Raw genomic sequence first — 19,765 nt, 5'->3', positions numbered from 1 at the left:
GGTGATCGAAAAGCTTGCGGCGCAACCGGTCCCCCATCCGGTAGCGCGCGGCAGAGTCGAGGAAGGTGCCCGGTCGGCGCCCCACGAATGATAGCGTCGCCTCCGCGCCCCACCGGCGCTCCCGACTCCGCTGCCCGCCGCTCCGGGTCGTCCGGCCCGCGGTGCCGAATCGATGAGGTGCCCTCGAATTGCCCGAGACGGATTTCGTTTCCGGACCCGATCAGCACACCCAGGGTGTGCCGGAGCGGATCACCACGCGGGAGGGCCGACCGCTGCACGCCATGGTCCTGCCCGGTCCGCCGGGAACGATAGCACCCACCGTCGTCTTCGAAGCGGGTGCGGCGGCGACCCGTTCGTCGTGGGGTCTCGTGCAGCCCGCGGTCGGCCTGTTCGCCCGGGCCGTGGTCTACGACAGGGCCGGGCTGGGCCGCAGTCCGGCCGACCCCGCCGGCCGTGCCCTGGACCGGATCGCCGGCGATCTGGCGGATGTCCTCGATCACTTCGGACCCGGTCCGTTCGTCCTGGTCGGGCACAGTGCCGGTGGTGTCGTCGCCCGGCTCGCCGCGTGCCGCCGGCCGGCACGGATCCGCGGACTCGTGCTCGTCGATCCCACCGACGAGGCGACCGACCTATTGTTCGGTGCGGCGATCCGCCGGGTGGAGCGCCTCACCCTGGTGGTGCACAGCGCCCTCGCGCGACTCGGGTTGCTCGGATCGATGTACCGCTCGATGCTGAACGCGGTCCCGGCGGACGTCCGGCGGGATATGGAACGAGAGGCGTTCACTCCGGGCGCCATGCGCACGCAGTCGGTCCAGGCCCGCACCTTCCTCGACGAGCTCGCCACCTGGCGCGACGATCCGCCCGAACTCGGCGCCATCCCGGTGACGGTGATCTCGGGCGGCCGCGCCGGGGACGGGATGACCGCCCGTATCCGCGCCGCGGCGAACGCCGCCCACGCCCACCGGGCCGCGGTATCGCCCGCCGGGCGCCATGTGCTCGCGCCGGCCTCCGGCCACTACGTCCCGCTGACCGAACCCGACCTGGTGGTCGAGGAGATCCGGCGCCTCACCACAGCCCGTTGGGCTCCCACTCGGCCCTGACGCTCAACCGGCGACGATCCGCGCCAATGCGGCATCGGAGGCGGCCAGCGCCGCGCGGTCGTAGGTGGAGGTGGTGGCCAGCAGTTCCGCGGCGCCGGTCCGGTCGGTGAGCTGCTCGATCCGGCGCCGCACCGTCTGCGGTGTGCCCGCGATCGCACGCCGCACCGCCGCCTCGACGCGACGACGCGTTTGGTCGGTCCACGCCGTGCGCTCACCGACCGGCGCCAACGGCGGGAAGACGCCGGTGGACCGGGACTGCGCCATCGCCCAGGCCTCGGGCAGGACGAGTGCGCGGGCCTGCTCGTCGGTTTCGGCGACGGTGACCTCCAGCGCGAGCATCACGCGCGGCCGCTCGGCCCGCGGGCTCGGCCGGAAATCCCGGCGGTAACCGGCCAGAGCCGCCGCCAGATCCGGGCTGTCGAGCAGCGGCCCGCCGAGCACCGCCGGCAGCCCCAGCCGCGCGGCCACGGTCAGGCCCTGCCCGGTGGCCAGAACGAACATGGGGATCTTCCGGTCGCTCACCGGATGAGCGGTGACCGGACCGGTGCCGTCGAGATAGTCGCGCAGTTCGGCCAGATCGTCCGGGAACCGGTGGGGTGCGGCCTCGTCCTGCCGCATGGCCCGCCGCACCGGGGCGGTGAACGCCGGCGAGCGCCCCAAGCCGAGATCGATACGACCCGGGAACAGCGCCTCCAGCATGAGAAACTGCTCCGCCACCACCAGGGGCCGATGATGCGGCAGCATTACGCCGCCGGACCCGATCCGGATGGTCGATGTCCGGGAGCCCAGCGCCCCCAGCAGGACCGGCGGCGACCCGGAGGCGATCCCGGGCACCGCGTGGTGCTCGGCCACCCAGAAACGCCGATATCCCGACTTCTCGGCCGCCACAGCCCGTTCGACGGTATGGGCCAACGCGGCCGATTCGGGTTCTCCCACCCGGGTCCGCGAGCGATCCAGCAACGACAGTTCCACACCCGTGGAACACCGGACTGGGCCCTGGTCTTCCGGTTCGCCGGAGCGGACTGCGCTGCCGGGTTCCGGGCCTGCAGGTCCCTATGGCTACCATTGTCCGGATAGTTTGCCCATTGTTCGGAGGACTGCATGGCGCGCAAGGTGATCGTCGAGCTGGTCGACGACTACGACGGAACTTCCATCGCCGAGGAAACTGTCACGCTCGCTCTGGACGGTGTCACCTACGAGATCGACCTGTCGGCCGGAAATGCCGAAAAGCTGCGCGAGACAATCGGTTTTTGGTCGGCGCATGCGCGCCGGGTCGGCGGCCGGGCGAAGGGTAAACAGCGTCCGCAGGCCACGGGCGGCAATGCCCGGACCCAGACGATCCGCGAGTGGGCCCGCAAGAACGGGCTGGAAGTGTCGAGCCGGGGACGGATCTCGGCGGAGATCGCCGAGGCGTATCAGAAGGCCCACCCTTGATTCGTCACAGGCACGGGTGAATCTCGTGCCTGCGGAATCTCTACGGCTCCGGCGGAATGGGCGTGTACTCCTCGCCGGACGCGGGAGGCGGCGGTCGGTCCGGAACACCCCGCGCGAGCGGCCGGCCGAAGAGCTATATGTGACCGGTCGCGAGCAGGTCACGTCGACAACCGCGCGGCGCCCGGGGCACCGATTGCTTACTGCGTGGTCTCGCCGCTGTGGTCCACCGAGCGAGTGTTGGTTGTCCGGCTCCGGCTCATAGCGAACAGCGCGGCCGCCGCCTGCTCGGCGAGGTCGGGTGCGTAGTCGGGGATCTGCCGACCGGCACTCAGATATCGCTTGATCATGGCATAGGGCAGGTCGACCACCGCGAGAAGTGCCCGGTCGGCGGCGTCGGGAGCGGGATCGTCGCCGTTCTGGATCAGGGCGTTCAGGGCGTCGTGTAGCGCGGTGTTGTCTCGCGCGGCGTCCCTGCGAGCCCGCTCGCTCCAGTTCTGCTCTTCCAGCTCTTTCGCTCCGACGAGCAGGACGCGCGCTTCGCGGGGATTGCGCCGAGCCCACTCGAGACTCGTACGGGCGCTGCGGCGAATCGCTTCCTGCGGTTCTCCGAGACTCAGCGCGGCGAACAGTTCGTCGTGGAATCCCCGTAGCGCGCGTGACCACAGCGCGGCCAGTAACGCAGGGCGATCCGGGAAGCGGTGATACACCGACCCGCTCGGTGCGCCGGCGGCTTTGGCCACTCCCGACATGGTGACAGCGGCCGGCCCGCCTCCGGCCAGGAGTTCTGCGGCGGCGTCCAGGAGCCGATCGGCATCGTGTCTCGGGGGCCTTCCCATGTACTAGAGGATATGCTCTAATTCTTTTTAGAGATTAATCTCCAAAATTTGATCTGCCGGAAGCCGACCGCCCGGACCCGACCCGCCGGTCGACCTCCCACGACCGGCCCCGCGCGTCGGCGGGTTGTTACGCCGTACCGGCCCGAAGTAAGGAGCCGAACATGGCTGTTGTCAACGTTCACCTACGTCACCTGCCTGCCCCGGTCAGCGCGGTCAGCGCATTGGTGGACAGCCTCGCCGGCGAGGACGACGCCCTCTGGCCAGCGCACTGCTGGCCGGCGATGCGGTTCGACCGCCCTCTCGAAGCAGGCGCGGCCGGTGGGCACGGCCCCATCCGGTACACGGTGGAGCACTACGTACCCGGCCACTGGGTGCGCTTCCGTTTCACCGGACCCCGCGGCTTCGACGGCTTCCACGAATTCACCGTCCAGGCCGCTTCCGGCGGCACCGATCTGATTCACCTGCTCGCCATGAACGCTCGCGGCCGGGCGCGACTGACATGGCCCCTGGCCTACCGATGGATGCACGACGCCCTCCTGGAAGATTGCCTGGATCGTGCAGAACACGCCCTCACCGGCTCCGTTTCCCACCCCGCCCGGTGGGCCCGTCGCGTCCGTTTACTGCGCTGGATCGCCGGACGCACCATGGTGCGAACTTCATCCACGAATACGGTTCCGGCTTCCGCGAACGCCGTCCGGTGATCACCGCGCCGATACCCCTCGGCGAGACGGGACAGCGACCGGCCGACCAAATAACGACCTGAACTGCGCGAATACCGGAACAGCCCGAATCGCGACCGCTACTCACGGCAGGCCGCCGGCCGGTGATACCGATACCCACCCCGGGGCGAATCAGATCACAGATAGGTAACGAACCCGCCTCCGTCGACGACGGACCGATCGGTATGCCGAGACCGTGGCGGGGGCCGCGAGCTGTTCGGCACCGGTCGGGATCCGCGTGACCGGCACCGGCCGGTCACCTCGACCCTGTGCTCACCCGGACGAAAGGCCCTGCTCCGCGATGCGAACTCGATTGTCTCCGGCGCCGGTGGACGCCCCGAACCGCCGCGCCCGCTGGCTGCTCACCGCCGCGTTCGCGGTCGTCACCCAAGCCCTCTTCCTGATCGGCGGCAGCACCGCGCCCGCCCGGGCCGCCTTCGATCCCGCCGGAGCCGATTTCTGGGTCGACTCGAGTATGGGACCCATCAAATCGCGGGTGTTCCGCGCCGCCGACGGCAATACCTCGCGGGTGGTCTACGCGTTGGACGGAATGCGCGCCCGCGAAGATCTCAGCGGCTGGGAGATCGATACCGATATCGCCCGGGAATTCACCAAGTGGAATATCAACGTGGTGATGCCGGTCGGTGGCCGGTCCAGTTTCTACACCGACTGGAACGCGCCGAGTTCGTTCCTCGGCGTTCCGCCCGGTTCGGGTTCGGCCGGCGGATCGGCCTCCGGGTCGGCGTCGGGCTCCGGTGGATTGCAGACCCTCTCGGGCGGCCCGGGCAAGTCCTATACCTATAAATGGGAAACCTTCCTCACCCGTGAACTGCCCGCTGCCCTGCGGGACCGGCTGGGCTTCGCCACCCGGCGCAACGGCGTCTTCGGCCTGTCGATGGGTGGCAGCGCCGCCCTGACCCTGGCCGGCGACCATCCCGACCAGTTCAGCTTCGCCGGGTCCTACTCCGGCTACCTGAACATCTCGGCGCCCGGGATGCGGGAGGCGATCCGGGTCGCCATGATCGACGCGGGCGGCTACAACGTGGACTCGATGGCCGCACCCTGGGATCCGAAATGGCTGCGGATCGACCCGTTCGTGGCCGCGCCCCGGCTCGTCGCCAACAACACCCGACTCTGGGTCTCCGCGGCGAGCGGCCTGCCCACCGCGACCGACAGTCCGAGCATCACCACGGTGAACGGGATGGGCCTCGAGGCGCTGGCGCTGGTGAACACGCGCGCCTTCCAGATCCGGATGGCCACCCTGGGCGCGCAGAACGTGCACTACGACTTCCCCGCCTACGGTATCCACGCATGGAACAACTGGGCCGACCAAGCCCTGCGAATGCTTCCCGACCTCTCCGCGAATATCGGCTGACGGCGATGTCGGTACCGGAAATCACTACCGAACTCCCGCCCCGCACCATACGGCTCACCGCGGGCGATCTGGTGAACTACGCCGGTGTCCCCGGCGATCCGAATCCGATCCATTGGAGCGGCGAGGTCGCCGAACTGGCGGAACCGGACTCCGCCGTCGCACACGGCATGCTGAACATCGGTATCGGCGCCGGATTCGTCACCTCCTGGCTCGGTGATCCGGGTGCGGTCCGAGAATACGCGGTGCGCCTGACCACGCCGGTGCGCGTCACCGGGGATGGAGCCGACGTCGAATACTCCGGCCGGGTGAACGCGGTGGATCCGGTGCAGCGCACCGCGACCGTCGCGCTCACCGCCCGGCACGGCGCCCGCCGGATCTTCGGACGCGCCACCGCGGTGGTCCGGCTTCGCTGAGCCGTGCCCGGGGGGGACGTCGCATCGGCTACGCCGACCGGCGCACGGCCCCTCCGACGGGACGAGTTGACCTCGAGTTCTGTTCAGGTTCGAGGATGATCTCATGAGCACGAACGAAGCACCCGCCGTCGCGGATTCCGGAACCGACCACACCGCCGATATCGCGGCGATCGAGCAGCTGATCAAAGATGTCGAAACCGGCTACAACACCAACGACGCCGAATTGATGGTCAGTGGTTTCCTCGCCAACGCCGCTGCCGGCAATGCCGTGGGCACGGTGATCACCGGCCGCGAGGCGCTGCTGGAAGCCGCACGTCTCGGACTGTCCGGGTTCCTGAAGAACGAGTACGTGGCCTACGAGCTCACCGATATCGTCTTCCTACGCCCCGATATCGCGATCGCCCACAAGGCCGCTCGCGCGCGCACCGCCGACGGCGTTCTCCTCGACCGCGATCCGGCGATGGTCGCGCTCTATGTCCTGATCGCGGAGAACGGGCGCTGGTGGGTGGCCGCCCGACACAACACACCGGTGCCCGCGGCGGGCTGACGAACCGGACGGCGCGCGATCCCGGCGCGCCTCGGCGGGACAGACGGTCGCCGGGCCCTGTTCCGCCGAGGCGCTCGAAGCGTCCGGTGCTTCGCCGTGCGCCGATGTTCTAGGCAGACGGAGCGCCGTGATCGGTGAACGAGCCACCGCGCCCGGCCCCGGCGGTGAAACGCTGGACACCCGCAGCCGCTTCGGCCAGGGAGATGACGCCGTGCTCCCATTCGTTGGCGATCGCCTCCTGCTCGCCCATCCCCTCCTGCTGCAGCAGCGAGAGCCGGTCGTGCCGCTGACAGGTCTGCGGGAAACGCGCGATCTCGGCGGCGAGCGCTTCGGCGGCCCGCCGTTCCTCCCCGACCGGGACGATACGGTCGGCCAGGCCCATCGCGAGCGCCTCGGCCGCGTCCACCGGCCGCCCGGTGAGCACCATGTCCATGGCCCGCCCGGTACCGATCAGCCGCGGCAGCCGCACCGTACCGCCGTCGATGAGCGGAACTCCCCACCGCCGGCAGAAGACACCGAACACCGCGTCTTCGGCGGCCACCCGCAGATCGCACCAAATCGCCAGTTCCAGCCCACCGGCCACCGCGTGACCGGCGACCGCGGCGATCACCGGTTTGCTCAACTGCATACGGGTCGGCCCCATGGGTCCGCGCCCCTTGGCCGACAGCGGATTGGCCCGGTCGGTCCCGACGGCCTTGAGATCGGCTCCCGCGCAGAAGTTTCCGCCCTCGCCCCACAGCACCGCCACCGTCGCCGAATCGTCGTTCTCGAAGGCGGTGAACGCGTCGTACAGGGCGGTGCCGGTGGGTCCGTCGACCGCGTTACGGACCTGCGGCCGGGACAGGACGATGGTGAAGACCGGCCCCTCCCGTTCGATTCTCACGGGTACGCCGGTCATAACTGTCCCTTCGTTCGCGGTCACGGCCCGAGCCTATGGCCTCCGGCGTGCTCCCGGGCCGTTCCCCACCGATCAGGCCCGGCCGCCGCTGGTCTCGGTGCCGAGCAGGCCGAATGCTTCCAGTGCCAGATACAGTTCGGCCGACTGGCGGGGGTCGGTGGTGTCGCGGCCGGTGAGATCGCGGATTTTGCGCAGCCGATAACGCACCGTATTGCGGTGGCAGTGCAGGATTTCGGCGACGGCCGCGGCCGACCCGCCGCCTCGGTACCAGGCTTCGAGCGCACCGATCAGATCATCGCGCTCGGCGACCGGGAGGTCGAGCAGCGGACCCAGGATCTGGGCGGCGGCCCGCCGCCCGGCCTCGGGAACCGCGACGAGAAGATGGGCGACCGGTTCGTCGCCGAAGCGGACCGTTGCGGCCGCACCCCGGCGCACCGACCGGGACGCCAGACGTGCCTCGGCCAGTGCGGCGGTGATGCTACGCGGGGTCGTGAAGGCGTCGCTGAGACCCACCCGCTCGGTGACGCACGCCGAGATCGTGGCCGTGGCGCGTCCCAATACCTCCGGGGAAGCCGCGGACAGCAACCCGATATAGGCATCGATCTGTGCATCCCACACCGACCGGATACCGATCTCGCGCAGCGCCGCGGTGAGTCGCCCCGGCAGTGGCGCGGTGGGTTCGGTATCGATGGCGACCACCGCGAACGTACCGCGTTCCGGGAATCCGAGGGTGCGCAGGACCTCGAGGACACGGGCGGGATTACCGGTATGGTCGTCGAACAGTGTCCGGACCAGCCGGCTCTGGATCTGCGCGTCGGAATGCGCGAGCAGCACCTCGGTTTCACGGTAGGCCTCGACGGCCGCATCGGAGTACAGATCGACGAGCTCCCACAGCCGCGTCGCCAGTTCGTGCAGCCGGGCGTCCCCCGGACCGGCCGACCAGTTGGTCAGTTCGTCCCAGACGAGCCGGCCACCCAGCCGGTAGGCATGCAACAGGCTCGCGACCGGAATGCCCTGTTCGGCCTTGAGACGTCCTGCGTCGCGGGCCGGCTGGAGCCGCAACGGGCCGGTTCCGGCGAGCGCCCCGATCACCGCGGTGAGATTCTCCAGGCAGGTGCGGTACAGCTGGTCCGCGGTCAGCAGCCCGGACTCTCCATAGGACGGGTCGGCCGCCGCGATCCGGCCGACCAGAACATCGGTCAGCGCCTCGACGGAATCGGCGAGTGCGGCGGCCAGGGGTGCCGCGGGCGGCGCGGGCGTGCTCATACCGGAACAGTCTAGTCACCCGACCGTGACCCACACCACGCCGATTTTGTGCCCGGGCACAAGATCGAGCCGCGAATGACGCAACGCCGACACATTTCCTTCAGGCACCGGCACAGCCACACTGAGTTCTACTCGGATCACGGATCTCAGCTACGGAGTATGCCCACGTGCAGCCAGAACAGGCCGTCGCGGCCGACACGGTTATCGATACCGCCCTCGCCGAACTCACCGCGGGCGAGCAGAAATGGTCCCGCCTGCCGCTGGCCGGACGACGGGCCCTGCTCGACCGGATGCGTACGCTCACCGGCCGGCATGCCCGCGAATGGGTCGAGGCCGCGGTGCGGATCAAGGGTCTCGACCCCGCGTCCCCACTGGTGGGCGAGGAGTGGCTGTCCGGCCCCTATGTCTTCGCGACGAGTCTCACCGCGGTATCCCGCACTCTCGAATCGCTGGAGCGCGGCGTGAGCCCGCTCGCGAACGCGACCTTCGGCACCGCCGGCGGCCGGGTGACCGTGCGCGCGCTCCCCGCCGGTCTCTACGACGAGCTCCTGCTCAGCGGTTTCCGGGCCGAGGTGTGGTTGCAGCGAGGCGTCGACGCGGCCACCGCCCGGGCCGGCGCGGGCCTCGCCCAGCGCGACCCCGCCCGCACCCACGGTATCGGCGCGGTGCTGGGCGCGGGAAACATCACCTCGATCGCACCGCTGGACACGATCTACGAACTCATCGCGCACAACCGCGTGGTGGCGCTGAAACTGAACCCGGTCACCGATCCACTGCTGCCGGTGTTCGAGAAGATCTTCGCGCCGCTGATCGAGCTCGGCGTGGTGCGGGTGTTCACCGGCGGCCCCGAGATCGGCGGGCAGCTCGTGACCCACGAGCGGGTCGCGCATGTCCATATGACCGGCAGCGCCGCGACGCACGACGCCATCGTATGGGGTACGGGTGAGGCGGCGGCGGAACGGAAGAAGGCCGGCGCTCCGCTGCTGGACAAACCCATCACCAGCGAGCTCGGCGGAGTGTCCCCGACGATCGTGCTGCCCGGCGAATGGAGTACCGCCGACCTGGAGTTCCAGGCCGAGCACATCGCCACCCAGCGCCTGCACAACGGCGGCTACAACTGCGTGGCCACGCAGGCGGTGATCGTATCCGCGGATTGGCCGCAGAAGGACGCCTTCCTCGCCGCGCTCACTGCGGCGGTCGATCGCGCGCCGACCCGTCACGCTTACTACCCGGGTAGCGACCACCGCGTCGCCGGGGCGCGGACCAGCTATCCCGACGCTCGCCGGCTCGGCCGCCGGGGCGAGCGACTACTGGTGGCCGGGCTGGATCCGGACGCAGACGAAGCATTGTTCATCTCGGAGTACTTCGCACCTGTCCTCGGCATCGTGGAGCTGCCCGGCAGCGGAGCCGACTTCGCCCGCACCGCGGTGGATACGGCCAACGAGAAGTTCACCGGCACCCTCGGCGTGAACATCGTGGCGCACCCCGATACCGTCGACGCGCTCGGCACGGAATTCGACACGATGATCGAGCGGCTGCGTTACGGCACCGTCGCCGTGAACGCGTGGACCGCGGTCGGCTATCTGACCCCTACCGCGAGCTGGGGTGCCTATCCGGGCCATACGCTCGACGATGTGCAGAGCGGGATCGGTGTGGTGCACAACGCGTGGCTGATCGATGGGGTCGAGCGCACCGTCGTACGGGGTCCGTTCCGGCCCGCGCCGCGGTCGGTGCTGCACGGCGAATGGTCGCTCACCCCGAAACCGCCGTGGTTCGTCTCCAACCGGACGGCCGCGCGGACCGGGCGACTGCTCACCGACTTCGCCGCCGATCCACGCTGGTCACGCCTGCCCGCGATCTTCGCCTCCGCGCTGCGCGGTTGATCGAATCCGAGCGGCCCGTGCCGAGTGTGTCGCGACACGGGTCACCGCGCGCGGCCGGGGCTGTGGATCGGGCCGGATTCAGGCGGCCGGACCGGTCCACTGTGTGACAGTGTACGGACGCGCGCCGAGGGTGCCGTTCCAGCGGCTGATCATCATGGTCAGCCGTGACAGCGATGCCGAGCCCGGGTGGATGTAGCCCCCGTAGAGCATGGGCAGGCGAGGTTTGCCGACATGCGCAGCCGGCCACGTATCGTCGTGCACCACCTGGATCTTCTCGGCCGACCACACCGCGTCGAGCCGGTCGGCCGTGCGGGTCTTGACGCTGAGATCGACACAGTCGAAGTACGCCATCACATAGGTCGATCCGATACGCGCGACCGAGAGTTCCCCGAGTGCGTGACCGGGAGCGAAGAGCGGAGTCGGTGGATGCCGGTGGGTGGGATACCAGCCCCACCGGCCGTCGATATGGGCCCAATTCTGCTGAGCGGCGAAATTCCCGTGGAAGAAATCGGCGGGGTCGTAGCGGAACAGCTGGACGACACCGTGATCGCGCCGGTAGAAATGGCTGCCGTTCCAGCGTTTGGCGAAGACGTAGAGGTAACCGTCTGGATCGATTCCGGCGAATGTCCACATGGCGTAGGGATTTCCGTCGATGCCGAGTGCCTGACCCGGCCAGCGGTGGCCGAAATCGTGCCAGGTACCGCCGTAGTCGTCGGACCAGGCGATTCCGGAGAACGCCGATCCGTCGAGGGCGGAGTCCGGCCCGACCCGGCGGTGCACCGCGGTGTACTGGATGAAGGTGCGGCCGTCGATTTCGATGGCATCGTTGGGGATACGCGAGATTTCGGTGACGCCGGATCCGTTGTCGGCGTGGTGCGCGTAGTCGAACAGTTGCCGTGCCCGGCCGCCGGGGACCACACCGGTGAACCGGATGGCGGTCTCGCCGGTGGCGTCGAAGACGTCCTGGGTCGACAGCACGGGCGAACCGAGGTACTCACCGGTCTGCCCCGGCCCCCGCCAGCAGTCACCCCAGAGGTAACCCCAGCTTCCTGCGTCGACACGGCGATACGGGATACACAGATCGCCGGATCCGAGACCGAGAGCGCTCGCGGAATCGCCGGGTACGTCGCACAGCGGAGTGCCGTGCTGGGGTAATCGCTCGGCCGTCGGCATCACCGCGAGCGTACGGGTAATCGGCGCCGGCCGTCAGGTCAGTCGGCCCAGCCACCCGGCGGCATCGAGCCGGAATGCCACCGGCGGAGCCAGGGCGCGCAGATCGTCCTCCATGGCACGGATCCGGTCCTCTCCGCGCTCATGCGCCCAGTTCCCGCGCAGTCGCTGAAAGATCTCGGCCGAGCGGGCCAGCGCGTCGAAGCCCCGGGCGGTGAGCCGGATGACGCGCCGCCGGGTATCGGTCGGATCATCCGCCCGTTCGGCGTATCCGAGAGCGACAAGGCGGTCGACCGTTTTGCCGGCGGCCTGTTTCGAGATCCCCAGCCGGCGACCGATATCGCTGGCCGAAGCCCCGTCGGCGCCGATCGCCTGCATGGCGAAACCGTGGGCGGGCCGCATTTCCGGATGTCCTTGTCGGGCCAGTTCGGCATGCAATTCGTCGATCAGCGTCCGGAACCCGGCGAACAGCAGGAGGGCGAGTTCGTACCCCGCGCGCGACGGGCCGTCCGCCCCCGGGCCCGCCGTAGCACCCTTGGCATAACCGTCAACCTGGTTTACTATCTCTAGCGAATCGTCAACCATGTTGTCCATCTTAGGAGAGAGATGTTCCGCGCCCACACCCTGGAGACCGCTCCGCACGCCGCCCGGCAGGCGATGCAGGCCCTACAGAGCCCCACCGGCACGATCCCCGACGCGGTCCGCCGGTTGGCCGGATCACCCGAGCTGCTCAACGGATTCCTGGCCATGAGCGCCGGTTTCGACCAGTGCACCCTGGATCCACTGGCACGGGAGGTCGTCATCATGACCGTCGCCGTACGCAACGACTGTCATGTGTGCATCACCATGCACAGCGGCAAACTCCGCAAGCTCGGAGCGGCGCCGGAGATCGCCACCGCCCTGCGCGCGGCCGCACCCCTTCCCGATGCGCGCCTCGAGGCGATTCGAATATTCACCCTCGACGTCCTCGCCACCGCGGGCGGCGTGGACGACGAAGCCGTCGCCGCCCTGCTGGCACACGGGTACACCGAACGCAACGCTCTGGAAGTCGTTTTCGGGATCGGCACCTACACGATGTCGACACTGGCCAACCGCCTCGTACGCGCCGCATGACCGTCGACCTCCCGGCGCTGTCACGCACTACCGGGAGGCACTTGCCGCGTCCAGTGATCGGGCGATCGTGTCTGCGAGATCGGCCACCAGCAGGAAAACCTCTGGTCGGCCTCCGAGGAACTGATTGGGGTCCGGTTCACTGTGCGCGGAACCACCGGCAGCAGAAACGGCGTAATCTTGTAATCAAGTAATCGTCACAGCTGAGAAGGTGCACCATGAGGCATGGACATCGGGGGCGTGGATTCGGCCGGCCCGGCGGCTGGCAGCAGGCCGACCTACCCGACGCGGCGGACGCGGCGGACTGGTTCACGGGACGGCTGCCCGGCGATTGGTTCACCGGCAGTCCCGCCATCGAGATAGACCGGGACGAGATCGTGGTGGTCGGCAAACTCCCCCTCCCCGCCGCGGCGGACGAGCCCGCGGCCGATGCGACGGGCGGTGGGGACGAGACCACCCGCACGGTTCCGGAGGCGACGAAACAGGGGGCGGTGGCACGCTTCCGGGAGACCACCCGGCCCGCGCGGATGCAGAACGCCGACGAGGCCCAGCAGCGCTACGGCCGCAGTGTGGCCTGGGGCGTCTCGGTCGACGGTGAGCGGATCCTGTTCACCCACCTGGCAGTACCGGTGATGACGCGACTACGCCAGCCGGAACGCAAGGTCCTCGATACGCTCGTCGACGCGGGCGTCGCGCGATCCCGGGCCGATGCGCTGGCCTGGACGGTAAAACTGGCGGGCGAGCACACGCAGAGCTGGCTGGAGGAATTGCGCACCGCCATGCGCAAGGTGGACGACCTCCGCGCGGAGGGCCCGCAGGGGCTCTGAGCCACCCGCCGGCCGCGGCCACGAACGCCCTACCTCCGGTAGCGCCGCACCCGGCGCCACCGGAGCGCACACCGGCGGTGGACGGCCGGCCGCTCAGCCCAGATGCGCCGAGAGCAACCAGGCCGGAACGGATTTGCGGCCCTTCGGTTCATCGCGCAGATCCTCGAACCGCAGCAGCGGTTCGCCGGTCGGGGAATCCATGCGCTCCGGCAGATTCGCGTGGATCCGCGCCGGGGCGATCTCATCGATCACCCAGTATTTCGATACCGCGTCGCGGAGTTCGTCGGCGGTGACCGGCGCGGGTCCCGTCTCGGGGAGTTCGGGAAAACCGGCCCGGTCGAAGACCAGCGCGAAATAGTCCGCCCCCGGAGCGGCGGCCCGCGCGATGGACCGCAGATAACCCTCCCGCGCCGCCACCGGGATCGAATGGAACAGCGTGCTGTCCACCACGGTGCCGAAGCGGCCGTCGTAGCCGGTGAACGAGGTGATGTCGGCGACCTCGAAGGTGGCGCCGCCCAGGCCGCGCCGTTCGGCTTCGGCCCGGGCCGATTCGATCGCGGTCGGCGCGAGATCCAGACCCACGGTGGTGAAACCGCGCTCCGCCAGATACAGCGAGATAGCACCCTCGCCGCAGCCGGCGTCGAGCACGTCGCCGTGGAATCTGCCCTGCTCGATGAGCGCGGCGAGTTCGGGCTGCGGCTCCCCGATACTCCACGGCGGAGTCACGTCCGGTCCGAACGGACCGGTACCACGATAGACGGATTCGAACTCGAAATCACCGGGTGTCGTCATACTCCACGACTAGCAGCCGACTCCGCGCATGTACATGTAACCGTCGCCGCGAGAACGGCGTGGACCGGACACCCCTCCCAGGTCCGGCCACCCGCACCGGCGAACCCTCCCGGCGGGTGACCGCACGACCCCGGCGTGGCCCCCGAGGGCAGGGCCCGTACCGCACAGCGGCCCACCGATCCGAAACACACCGGCCGGGTCGGATCCGCGACGAGAGCACGGCCGGCGCGAAACCACACAACTGCGGATCGACCAGGAAGAACCCGGCCCGCTTACCCGTCCGACCGACCACCGGACAGCGCAGAAGGAGGGCGGGACTCCGTGCACACCGTCTGGGTCAGTGACCTGCAGTTATCGGTGATTCTACACTCGACGGAAGCCCCATGAGGCCCATCCGACGGCCCAGCTCGGACGCACCCGAGCTCCGACGGCCCGATCCCGATCGATGCATATTCGCATTAAGACAGGGCAATATCGGTTGACATGTTCCGCCGGCGACCATAGACGGCCGTGATCCACACAGATCACCGATTAAGTGAACACGACACCTGTACAGCTGTTAAGTTACTGCTTATTCTTCTAACACCAACCCGGTGACGCATCTGCGCCACCGCAATACTCGAACTCGACGAGGAGTGGCGACATGGACCGACTCAACAGGCGGGGTGCGTTGAAAGCGGGCGGGGTGCTGGGCGCGTTCGGCGCACTCGCCATCGCGACCCCGGCCAGAGCGCAACCGTGGACATGGTCGCCGCAGGGGTCGGTGGCGGGCAGCGGTGCCGGTGTCGATCCGCTCGGCGTCTGGGACCCCGAAGCCGACGAACTGGTCGCCTCCCTGCTCGACCGCGGCGCGGTACCCGCCGTCAACGATCTGCTGCGCACCTGGACCCGTAACAGTCAGCCGTTACCCGACGGGCTACCCTCGGACCTGCGGGACTTCATGGAATACGCGCGGCAGCTCCCCCGGTGGACCGATCCCGGAAAGCTGGCCACCGCCGTCGACTTCAACAAGAAGCGCGGTCTCTACCTCGGCGTCCTGTACGGCCTCGCCAGCGGCATGATGAGCACGGTCATCCCCAAGGAAGCGCGCTCGGTCTACTACTCCAAGGGCGGCCACGACCTCAAGGACCGTATCTCCAAGACCGCGAAACTCGGCTACGACATCGGCAGCGGGAACGCCTACGGCCCGGATGGGCAGATGGTCGTCACCTGTGTCAAAACGCGTCTGGTACACGCCGCGGTGCGACATCTGCTGCCCCAGTCGCCGCACTGGGTGAACTCGGCCGACGAGGACATCCCGATCAGCCAGAACGACATCATGGTCACCTGGCACAGCCTGCCCACCACCGTGATGCGTCACCTCACGGCATGGAAGGTGCCGATCCCTATCCACGAATCGGACGCGTTCCTGCATTCCTGGCAGGTCGCCGCGCATCTGCTCGGCGTCCGCGACGAGTACATCCCGAATTCCTGGGATCAGGCCGAATCCCAGGCCGCGCAGGTCCTGGATCCGATCCTCGCGCCGACCCCGGAGGGGGTGAAACTGGCCGACCGGCTGCTGCGCCTGGGGACGAATCTCGACCTCGCCATTCTGAGTAAGGGGGTCCTCGGCGCCTTCACGCGCTTCCTGCTCGGCGACAAGATCGCCGACGAGCTGGCCATCGCCCGCGAACCGGTTTGGGATCCGCTACTGCGGTTCAGCTGGGGCCCGTTCATCGCGGTCCGGGAAGGCCTACTCACCGTCGCCCCGCCGACACAGGAGGCGTACTGGCTGTTCGACGAGTTCCTGCGCCAGTTCGCCCTGTGGTACCTGGCCGAACTCCGGATGCCGATCAGTATCGAGCTCCCGATGATGAACCGGGATATGAGCCGGCCGCCACGCTGACCCGGCAGCCCGTCGAGCCCGCACGGGCCCTCTCCGTGCGGGCGAGCGGGCGGGTGCGCAGACCCGGCGTCCACCCGGACCCGAGTCGAGCTCATATCACGGGAGTTCCGCCGACTGCGTCTACACGCTCGTGGCCACAGCCGTCCAGGTCGGCGGAACCCCGGTGGCAGCGGGCACACCGGCCCCGTGCTCCGACCTCTACGTCGTAGCGATCCCCGGCACCTGGGAAACCTCCGATACCGAGCCCGGGACGGGCATGCTCGCGGCGACCGTCGACCGGCTGCCGGGAAATGTGGCGGTGGACTACATCGCCTATGCCGCGACGGCTTTCTCGGGGAGGGATGAGTCTACGGCCGCTCCGAACAGGAGGCCACCGACCGAGCACGCGATAGAGTCGCGGCCGCGGCACAGTCCTTGGCCTGCCCGGCGACACGTATCGCGATCCTCGGCTACAGCCAGGGCGCGTACGCGGCCGGTGATCTCGCGGCCGAGATCGACGCCGGGTCCGCTCGAGGCGACGAACTACTGAGCACCGGCGGCGCGGCCGGCCGCGCCGGGTAGCCGGCTGTTGCCGGGCACGGTCCACCGCCGGTCCTTGATCATCCGCCGGGCAGCGCGCCGGTTCCGGCCGATCAGTCGCTCCAGGTACAGGGTTCCCGCGAGATGGTCGGTCTCGTGTTGCAGGCAGCGGGCCAGGTATCCGGTGGCCGCCACGGCGACGGGGGCTCCGGTCATATCCACGCCCGTCACCTCGGCCCGGTGCGCCCGGCCCGTGGGAAACCACTCATCCGGAACGGACAGACACCCTTCGAGATCGTCCTCCGGGTGGGGCATGCCCTCCGGCAGCGCGGAAGTCCGCAGCACCGGATTCACCACGTGGCCACGGTAGCGGGTGCCGGAATCGGTGAGGTCGTAGACGAACACCGCGCGCGGGTCGCCGATCTGGTTGGCCGCCAATCCGGCACCTGCGGCGGCGGTGTTGGTGTCGAACAGGTCGCCGACGAACGCGGCGAGCTCGTCGTCGAACACGGTCACCGGAATCGCGGGAGTGGCGAGCCGCGGATCGCCGGCAATGAGGATGGGGCGCACAGTCATACGGTCAGACTACTCAAATACGAGTAGTCGTGTCAGACTGGTTTCGTGAACGAGACCCGCCTGTTCGTCCTGGCCGCCCTGGCCCGGCGCGGACCGATGCACGGCCACCAATTGCGCCGGGACGCCCGCCTGGATCGAGCCGACCTGTGGTCGCGCGTCAAACCCGGCTCGCTGTACGGCGCGTTGCACCGCATGGAAAGCGAAGGCCTCGTCCGCCCGCTGCGTACCGAACAGCAGGGCGCGCTCCCCGCGCGCACGATCTACGAGATCACCGATGAGGGCCTGCGGGAACTGCGCGCATTACGCGACGAGGCCTTCACCGAGGTCGATATCCGGCCCGATCCGGTCGATCTCGCGCTGGCTGTCGGCGACGATCTCGATCCGGAACTGCTGCGCGGCTACCTCGAAGACCGGATCGCCGCGCTCCGCGCGATCGGCTCGCGGATGGAACATCAGCTCGACCGCCGCTGGCCCGACCAGAGCACCGCCGACGATCTCATCGCCGAACACGCCCGCCTGCGGATCCGCACCGAGATCGAGTGGCACGAAAAGGTACTGGCCGGTATCGGCAAACCGGCCTGAGCCGCACGACCCAGGGCCCGCTCGCCGGACGAATACCGGCGAGCACCTCGCGCCTCGATCCCTCGCCAACGTGAACCCACCCGCGGCTAGCGGTCATTGTCCGGCGGCTGCCCGGGTTCCCGGTCCGGGACGGGGTCGTTCACCCGGTCCATCCTCTTTCCGTCCGGGGCGTCCCAGGAGACCATGCGCTGCCGATCGAGCCGGTATGCCGCGTCGGCCAGGCGCATTCGCGTCGACGCGGTGCACGACGGCCGCGTCCGTCGCACCGCGTTGGGCGATGAACTCAGCGGTGAAATGCGAGGGATAGACCGACGCCACAGCGACCCGGGCGACTCCGAGATGGCGGACCGCGTCGTGGAAGCCGCGCAGTGTGGTCGTGCCGCCGCATCGAGCAGCCCGGGCGAGGGTGGCCAGTTGGCGCCGGTGGTCGTGGGCGCTGCGCAAGAAGCTCGCAGAAGTGACCGCGAGGGCGACGGCCTCGAACCTACCCACGGAACCGTCCAGCGCGGTCGCGAGCAGGGCCGGATCGCCCAGCCCGGCCGCCGCGTCCGTCAAACGGTCATCGGACATGTTCGTTAGGCCCACGTCCACGCCGGGCGGCCACCGCAATTCCACCACCTCTGGTCCGGCCGGCGGCGACACCCGCCCCAGTAGCCGCTGGAAGTCCTCGACGTCGGCATTCGCCGTGGGATAGAGCGCCCCGAAACGCAACGTCGCCATCGCCTCACGGTCGTACACCCGGATCGGCGGTTCGAATCCGGTGCCGGAATCGATCGCCGCCGGTCCCGCAGCCTCCGCGAAAACCAGTTGGCGGACCACGACGGCCACTGCTACCTTCCGGAGACCGTGCAAGAGAACGAGGAGGTGGTACCCGTGAACACAGTATCGACATGGGTGCTCCTCTCCGGGGTCACGGTCGGACGATAGGCCGTCCGGGAGCGCCGCTCACGAGCACTCCCGAAAGGTACGACCATGCACTTCACTTCCGAACAACGTCTCGACGACGGCATCCTCGAACGTGAATTCACCCTCGGCGAGATCCCCGGCATCCTGTGGACGCCCGCATCCGCGCCCACACCGGTACCGCTGATCCTGGTCGGCCCCCCTCCCCTCGGGCTGCGCAAGGTGTATCCGCGACTGCTGGCCCGGGCCCGGGCCACCGTGGCCGAGGGCTACGCCGCGGCCACCATCGAACTCCCCGGTAGCGGTGAGCGACCCCGCATCGCCGCCGCCGACCGGGCCCTCGCCGACCTGCACCGGGCGCTGGCAGCCGGCGGGCCTGTCGACGACGAGATCGTCGACAGGCTGATCCTCCCGCTGGTCGACAAGGCGGTCCCGGAATGGCAAGCCACCCTGGACGCCCTTCTCGCGCTGCCCGAGATCGGTGGCCCGGTCGGGTATTCGGGCGGGGTGATCTCCATCGGTGTCCGGCTGGCGGCGGTCGAGCCGCGTATCTCGGCCGCCCTGCTGTTCGCCGGCAGCTTCGTTCCCCGCGGAATCGTCGAGGAGGCCCGGCACGTCACCATTCCGCTGCACGTACTGCTGCAATGGGACGACGAAGGAAACGACCGGCAACAGGCCCTGGATCTGTTCGACGCCTTCGGCTCGGCGGCGAAGACACTGCACGCCAATATGGGCGGGCATACCGGCGTCCCGCACTTCGAGGGGGACGCCGGGAACCGGTTCTTCGCCCGGCATTTGCAGTGGACACCAACGCGGCCGCGCTCGGCGTCTACAGCAAGCTCGGCTTCACGTGTACAAGCGTAGGAAACGACCATTCGCAAAAGGTTTCGTGCCCGGCCACCGATGGCCCGCGGCGAAACGGCGAGGGCC

Annotated in this window: 21 protein-coding genes and 1 pseudogene; 13 read left to right on the top strand and 9 right to left on the bottom strand. The window is 69.0% G+C overall.

All coding sequences use genetic code 11. The annotated features are described in order from the left end of the window. Window positions 1-188: 188 nt before the first annotated feature. Window positions 189-1,100, top strand: a complete 912-nt coding sequence (locus NGR01S_RS00845) for an alpha/beta fold hydrolase (RefSeq protein ID WP_245664371.1) — start codon at window positions 189-191, stop codon at window positions 1,098-1,100. Window positions 1,101-1,103: 3 nt separating this feature from the next. On the opposite strand, the gene NGR01S_RS00840 is transcribed toward NGR01S_RS00845, so the two are convergent. Next, entirely contained in the window at window positions 1,104-2,072 is a 969-nt protein-coding gene (locus tag NGR01S_RS00840; protein WP_063034197.1) for an MsnO8 family LLM class oxidoreductase, read from the bottom strand. Between the two features lie 129 nt (window positions 2,073-2,201). Between NGR01S_RS00840 and NGR01S_RS00835 the strand changes: the two genes are divergently transcribed. After that, window positions 2,202-2,534 carry a histone-like nucleoid-structuring protein Lsr2 gene (locus tag NGR01S_RS00835; RefSeq protein WP_063034196.1) on the top strand — a complete coding sequence of 111 codons (333 nt, stop codon included), beginning with the start codon at window positions 2,202-2,204 and terminating at the stop codon, window positions 2,532-2,534. A 197-nt stretch (window positions 2,535-2,731) separates the two neighbouring features. Here NGR01S_RS00835 and NGR01S_RS00830 read toward each other — a convergent pair whose 3' ends face one another. Then, window positions 2,732-3,370: a TetR/AcrR family transcriptional regulator gene (locus NGR01S_RS00830; RefSeq protein WP_084480260.1), complete on the bottom strand. Its 639-nt coding sequence runs from the start codon at window positions 3,368-3,370 to the stop codon at window positions 2,732-2,734. Window positions 3,371-3,531: 161 nt separating this feature from the next. Here NGR01S_RS00830 and NGR01S_RS00825 point away from each other — a divergent pair, with 161 nt between their 5' ends. From NGR01S_RS00825 to NGR01S_RS00810, 4 genes are all read left to right on the top strand, one after another. Beyond that, window positions 3,532-4,071, top strand: a complete 540-nt coding sequence (locus NGR01S_RS00825; protein ID WP_063034194.1) for a hypothetical protein — start codon at window positions 3,532-3,534, stop codon at window positions 4,069-4,071. 319 nt (window positions 4,072-4,390) lie between these two features. Continuing rightward, window positions 4,391-5,464 carry an alpha/beta hydrolase gene (locus tag NGR01S_RS00820; protein ID WP_084480259.1) on the top strand — a complete coding sequence of 358 codons (1,074 nt, stop codon included), beginning with the start codon at window positions 4,391-4,393 and terminating at the stop codon, window positions 5,462-5,464. Window positions 5,465-5,469: 5 nt separating this feature from the next. Further along, window positions 5,470-5,877: a MaoC/PaaZ C-terminal domain-containing protein gene (locus NGR01S_RS00815; RefSeq protein WP_063034193.1), complete on the top strand. Its 408-nt coding sequence runs from the start codon at window positions 5,470-5,472 to the stop codon at window positions 5,875-5,877. A gap of 103 nt (window positions 5,878-5,980) precedes the next feature. After that, complete coding sequence (locus NGR01S_RS00810; RefSeq protein ID WP_063034192.1) at window positions 5,981-6,424, top strand: SgcJ/EcaC family oxidoreductase; 444 nt, start codon at window positions 5,981-5,983, stop codon at window positions 6,422-6,424. Between the two features lie 109 nt (window positions 6,425-6,533). Here NGR01S_RS00810 and NGR01S_RS00805 read toward each other — a convergent pair whose 3' ends face one another. Together NGR01S_RS00805 and NGR01S_RS00800 are read right to left on the bottom strand one after the other, a co-directional pair. Further along, a complete protein-coding gene (locus NGR01S_RS00805) occupies window positions 6,534-7,322 on the bottom strand; it encodes a crotonase/enoyl-CoA hydratase family protein (RefSeq protein ID WP_063034191.1) in 789 nt (262 codons plus the stop codon). A 72-nt stretch (window positions 7,323-7,394) separates the two neighbouring features. Next, window positions 7,395-8,588 carry a PucR family transcriptional regulator gene (locus NGR01S_RS00800; protein WP_063034190.1) on the bottom strand — a complete coding sequence of 398 codons (1,194 nt, stop codon included), beginning with the start codon at window positions 8,586-8,588 and terminating at the stop codon, window positions 7,395-7,397. A 167-nt stretch (window positions 8,589-8,755) separates the two neighbouring features. On the opposite strand from NGR01S_RS00800, the gene NGR01S_RS00795 reads away from it, so the two are divergent. Continuing rightward, window positions 8,756-10,471, top strand: a complete 1,716-nt coding sequence (locus NGR01S_RS00795; RefSeq protein WP_063034189.1) for an aldehyde dehydrogenase family protein — start codon at window positions 8,756-8,758, stop codon at window positions 10,469-10,471. Between the two features lie 78 nt (window positions 10,472-10,549). Here NGR01S_RS00795 and NGR01S_RS00790 read toward each other — a convergent pair whose 3' ends face one another. Then, complete coding sequence (locus NGR01S_RS00790; protein WP_063034188.1) at window positions 10,550-11,644, bottom strand: DUF4185 domain-containing protein; 1,095 nt, start codon at window positions 11,642-11,644, stop codon at window positions 10,550-10,552. A gap of 33 nt (window positions 11,645-11,677) precedes the next feature. After that, a complete protein-coding gene (locus NGR01S_RS00785; RefSeq protein ID WP_218020690.1) occupies window positions 11,678-12,226 on the bottom strand; it encodes a MarR family winged helix-turn-helix transcriptional regulator in 549 nt (182 codons plus the stop codon). A gap of 21 nt (window positions 12,227-12,247) precedes the next feature. Between NGR01S_RS00785 and NGR01S_RS00780 the strand changes: the two genes are divergently transcribed. Further along, entirely contained in the window at window positions 12,248-12,754 is a 507-nt protein-coding gene (locus NGR01S_RS00780; RefSeq protein ID WP_063034187.1) for a carboxymuconolactone decarboxylase family protein, read from the top strand. Between the two features lie 215 nt (window positions 12,755-12,969). Next, window positions 12,970-13,578, top strand: a complete 609-nt coding sequence (gene abmR / locus NGR01S_RS00775; RefSeq protein WP_063034186.1) for an ATP-binding transcription factor AbmR — start codon at window positions 12,970-12,972, stop codon at window positions 13,576-13,578. 93 nt (window positions 13,579-13,671) lie between these two features. Here the strand turns inward: abmR and NGR01S_RS00770 are convergent, their stop codons facing one another. After that, entirely contained in the window at window positions 13,672-14,370 is a 699-nt protein-coding gene (locus NGR01S_RS00770; RefSeq protein ID WP_063034185.1) for a class I SAM-dependent methyltransferase, read from the bottom strand. A 643-nt stretch (window positions 14,371-15,013) separates the two neighbouring features. On the opposite strand from NGR01S_RS00770, the gene NGR01S_RS00765 reads away from it, so the two are divergent. Beyond that, complete coding sequence (locus NGR01S_RS00765; RefSeq protein ID WP_063034184.1) at window positions 15,014-16,255, top strand: oxygenase MpaB family protein; 1,242 nt, start codon at window positions 15,014-15,016, stop codon at window positions 16,253-16,255. A 408-nt stretch (window positions 16,256-16,663) separates the two neighbouring features. Then, a pseudogene (locus NGR01S_RS32965) lies at window positions 16,664-16,816 on the top strand (hypothetical protein); the annotation flags it as partial. Here the strand turns inward: NGR01S_RS32965 and NGR01S_RS00760 are convergent. Beyond that, window positions 16,778-17,350, bottom strand: coding sequence for a peptide deformylase (locus tag NGR01S_RS00760; RefSeq protein ID WP_063034183.1), 573 nt, complete (start codon window positions 17,348-17,350; stop codon window positions 16,778-16,780). The pseudogene NGR01S_RS32965 and the gene NGR01S_RS00760 overlap by 39 nt on opposite strands. Window positions 17,351-17,395: 45 nt before the next feature. Here NGR01S_RS00760 and NGR01S_RS00755 point away from each other — a divergent pair, with 45 nt between their 5' ends. Next, window positions 17,396-17,932, top strand: a complete 537-nt coding sequence (locus NGR01S_RS00755; RefSeq protein ID WP_063034182.1) for a PadR family transcriptional regulator — start codon at window positions 17,396-17,398, stop codon at window positions 17,930-17,932. Window positions 17,933-18,025: 93 nt separating this feature from the next. Here the strand turns inward: NGR01S_RS00755 and NGR01S_RS00750 are convergent, their stop codons facing one another. Continuing rightward, complete coding sequence (locus tag NGR01S_RS00750; protein WP_063034181.1) at window positions 18,026-18,760, bottom strand: hypothetical protein; 735 nt, start codon at window positions 18,758-18,760, stop codon at window positions 18,026-18,028. A 144-nt stretch (window positions 18,761-18,904) separates the two neighbouring features. On the opposite strand from NGR01S_RS00750, the gene NGR01S_RS00745 reads away from it, so the two are divergent. Next, entirely contained in the window at window positions 18,905-19,699 is a 795-nt protein-coding gene (locus NGR01S_RS00745; protein WP_245664370.1) for a dienelactone hydrolase family protein, read from the top strand. The last annotated feature ends 66 nt before the right edge of the window (window positions 19,700-19,765 follow it).

The sequence above is a fragment of the Nocardia grenadensis NBRC 108939 genome, from assembly GCF_001613445.1.
Taxonomy (GTDB): domain Bacteria; phylum Actinomycetota; class Actinomycetes; order Mycobacteriales; family Mycobacteriaceae; genus Nocardia; species Nocardia grenadensis.
This window is presented reverse-complemented; position numbering and strand designations above follow the sequence as displayed.

Bases quoted from the DNA above. Each gene is read 5' to 3' on its own strand.
- NGR01S_RS00765 (WP_063034184.1), top strand. From the start codon at position 15,014: ATGGACCGACTCAACAGGCGGGGTGCGTTGAAAGCGGGCGGGGTGCTG.
- NGR01S_RS00820 (WP_084480259.1), top strand. From the start codon at position 4,391: ATGCGAACTCGATTGTCTCCGGCGCCGGTGGACGCCCCGAACCGCCGC.
- abmR (WP_063034186.1), top strand. From the start codon at position 12,970: ATGAGGCATGGACATCGGGGGCGTGGATTCGGCCGGCCCGGCGGCTGG.
- NGR01S_RS00835 (WP_063034196.1), top strand. From the start codon at position 2,202: ATGGCGCGCAAGGTGATCGTCGAGCTGGTCGACGACTACGACGGAACT.
- NGR01S_RS00785 (WP_218020690.1), bottom strand. From the start codon at position 12,226: ATGGTTGACGATTCGCTAGAGATAGTAAACCAGGTTGACGGTTATGCC.
- NGR01S_RS00805 (WP_063034191.1), bottom strand. From the start codon at position 7,322: ATGACCGGCGTACCCGTGAGAATCGAACGGGAGGGGCCGGTCTTCACC.
- NGR01S_RS00825 (WP_063034194.1), top strand. From the start codon at position 3,532: ATGGCTGTTGTCAACGTTCACCTACGTCACCTGCCTGCCCCGGTCAGC.
- NGR01S_RS00815 (WP_063034193.1), top strand. From the start codon at position 5,470: ATGTCGGTACCGGAAATCACTACCGAACTCCCGCCCCGCACCATACGG.
- NGR01S_RS00780 (WP_063034187.1), top strand. From the start codon at position 12,248: ATGTTCCGCGCCCACACCCTGGAGACCGCTCCGCACGCCGCCCGGCAG.
- NGR01S_RS00790 (WP_063034188.1), bottom strand. From the start codon at position 11,644: ATGCCGACGGCCGAGCGATTACCCCAGCACGGCACTCCGCTGTGCGAC.
- NGR01S_RS00830 (WP_084480260.1), bottom strand. From the start codon at position 3,370: ATGGGAAGGCCCCCGAGACACGATGCCGATCGGCTCCTGGACGCCGCC.
- NGR01S_RS00810 (WP_063034192.1), top strand. From the start codon at position 5,981: ATGAGCACGAACGAAGCACCCGCCGTCGCGGATTCCGGAACCGACCAC.
- NGR01S_RS00800 (WP_063034190.1), bottom strand. From the start codon at position 8,588: ATGAGCACGCCCGCGCCGCCCGCGGCACCCCTGGCCGCCGCACTCGCC.
- NGR01S_RS00760 (WP_063034183.1), bottom strand. From the start codon at position 17,350: ATGACTGTGCGCCCCATCCTCATTGCCGGCGATCCGCGGCTCGCCACT.
- NGR01S_RS00770 (WP_063034185.1), bottom strand. From the start codon at position 14,370: ATGACGACACCCGGTGATTTCGAGTTCGAATCCGTCTATCGTGGTACC.
- NGR01S_RS00745 (WP_245664370.1), top strand. From the start codon at position 18,905: ATGCACTTCACTTCCGAACAACGTCTCGACGACGGCATCCTCGAACGT.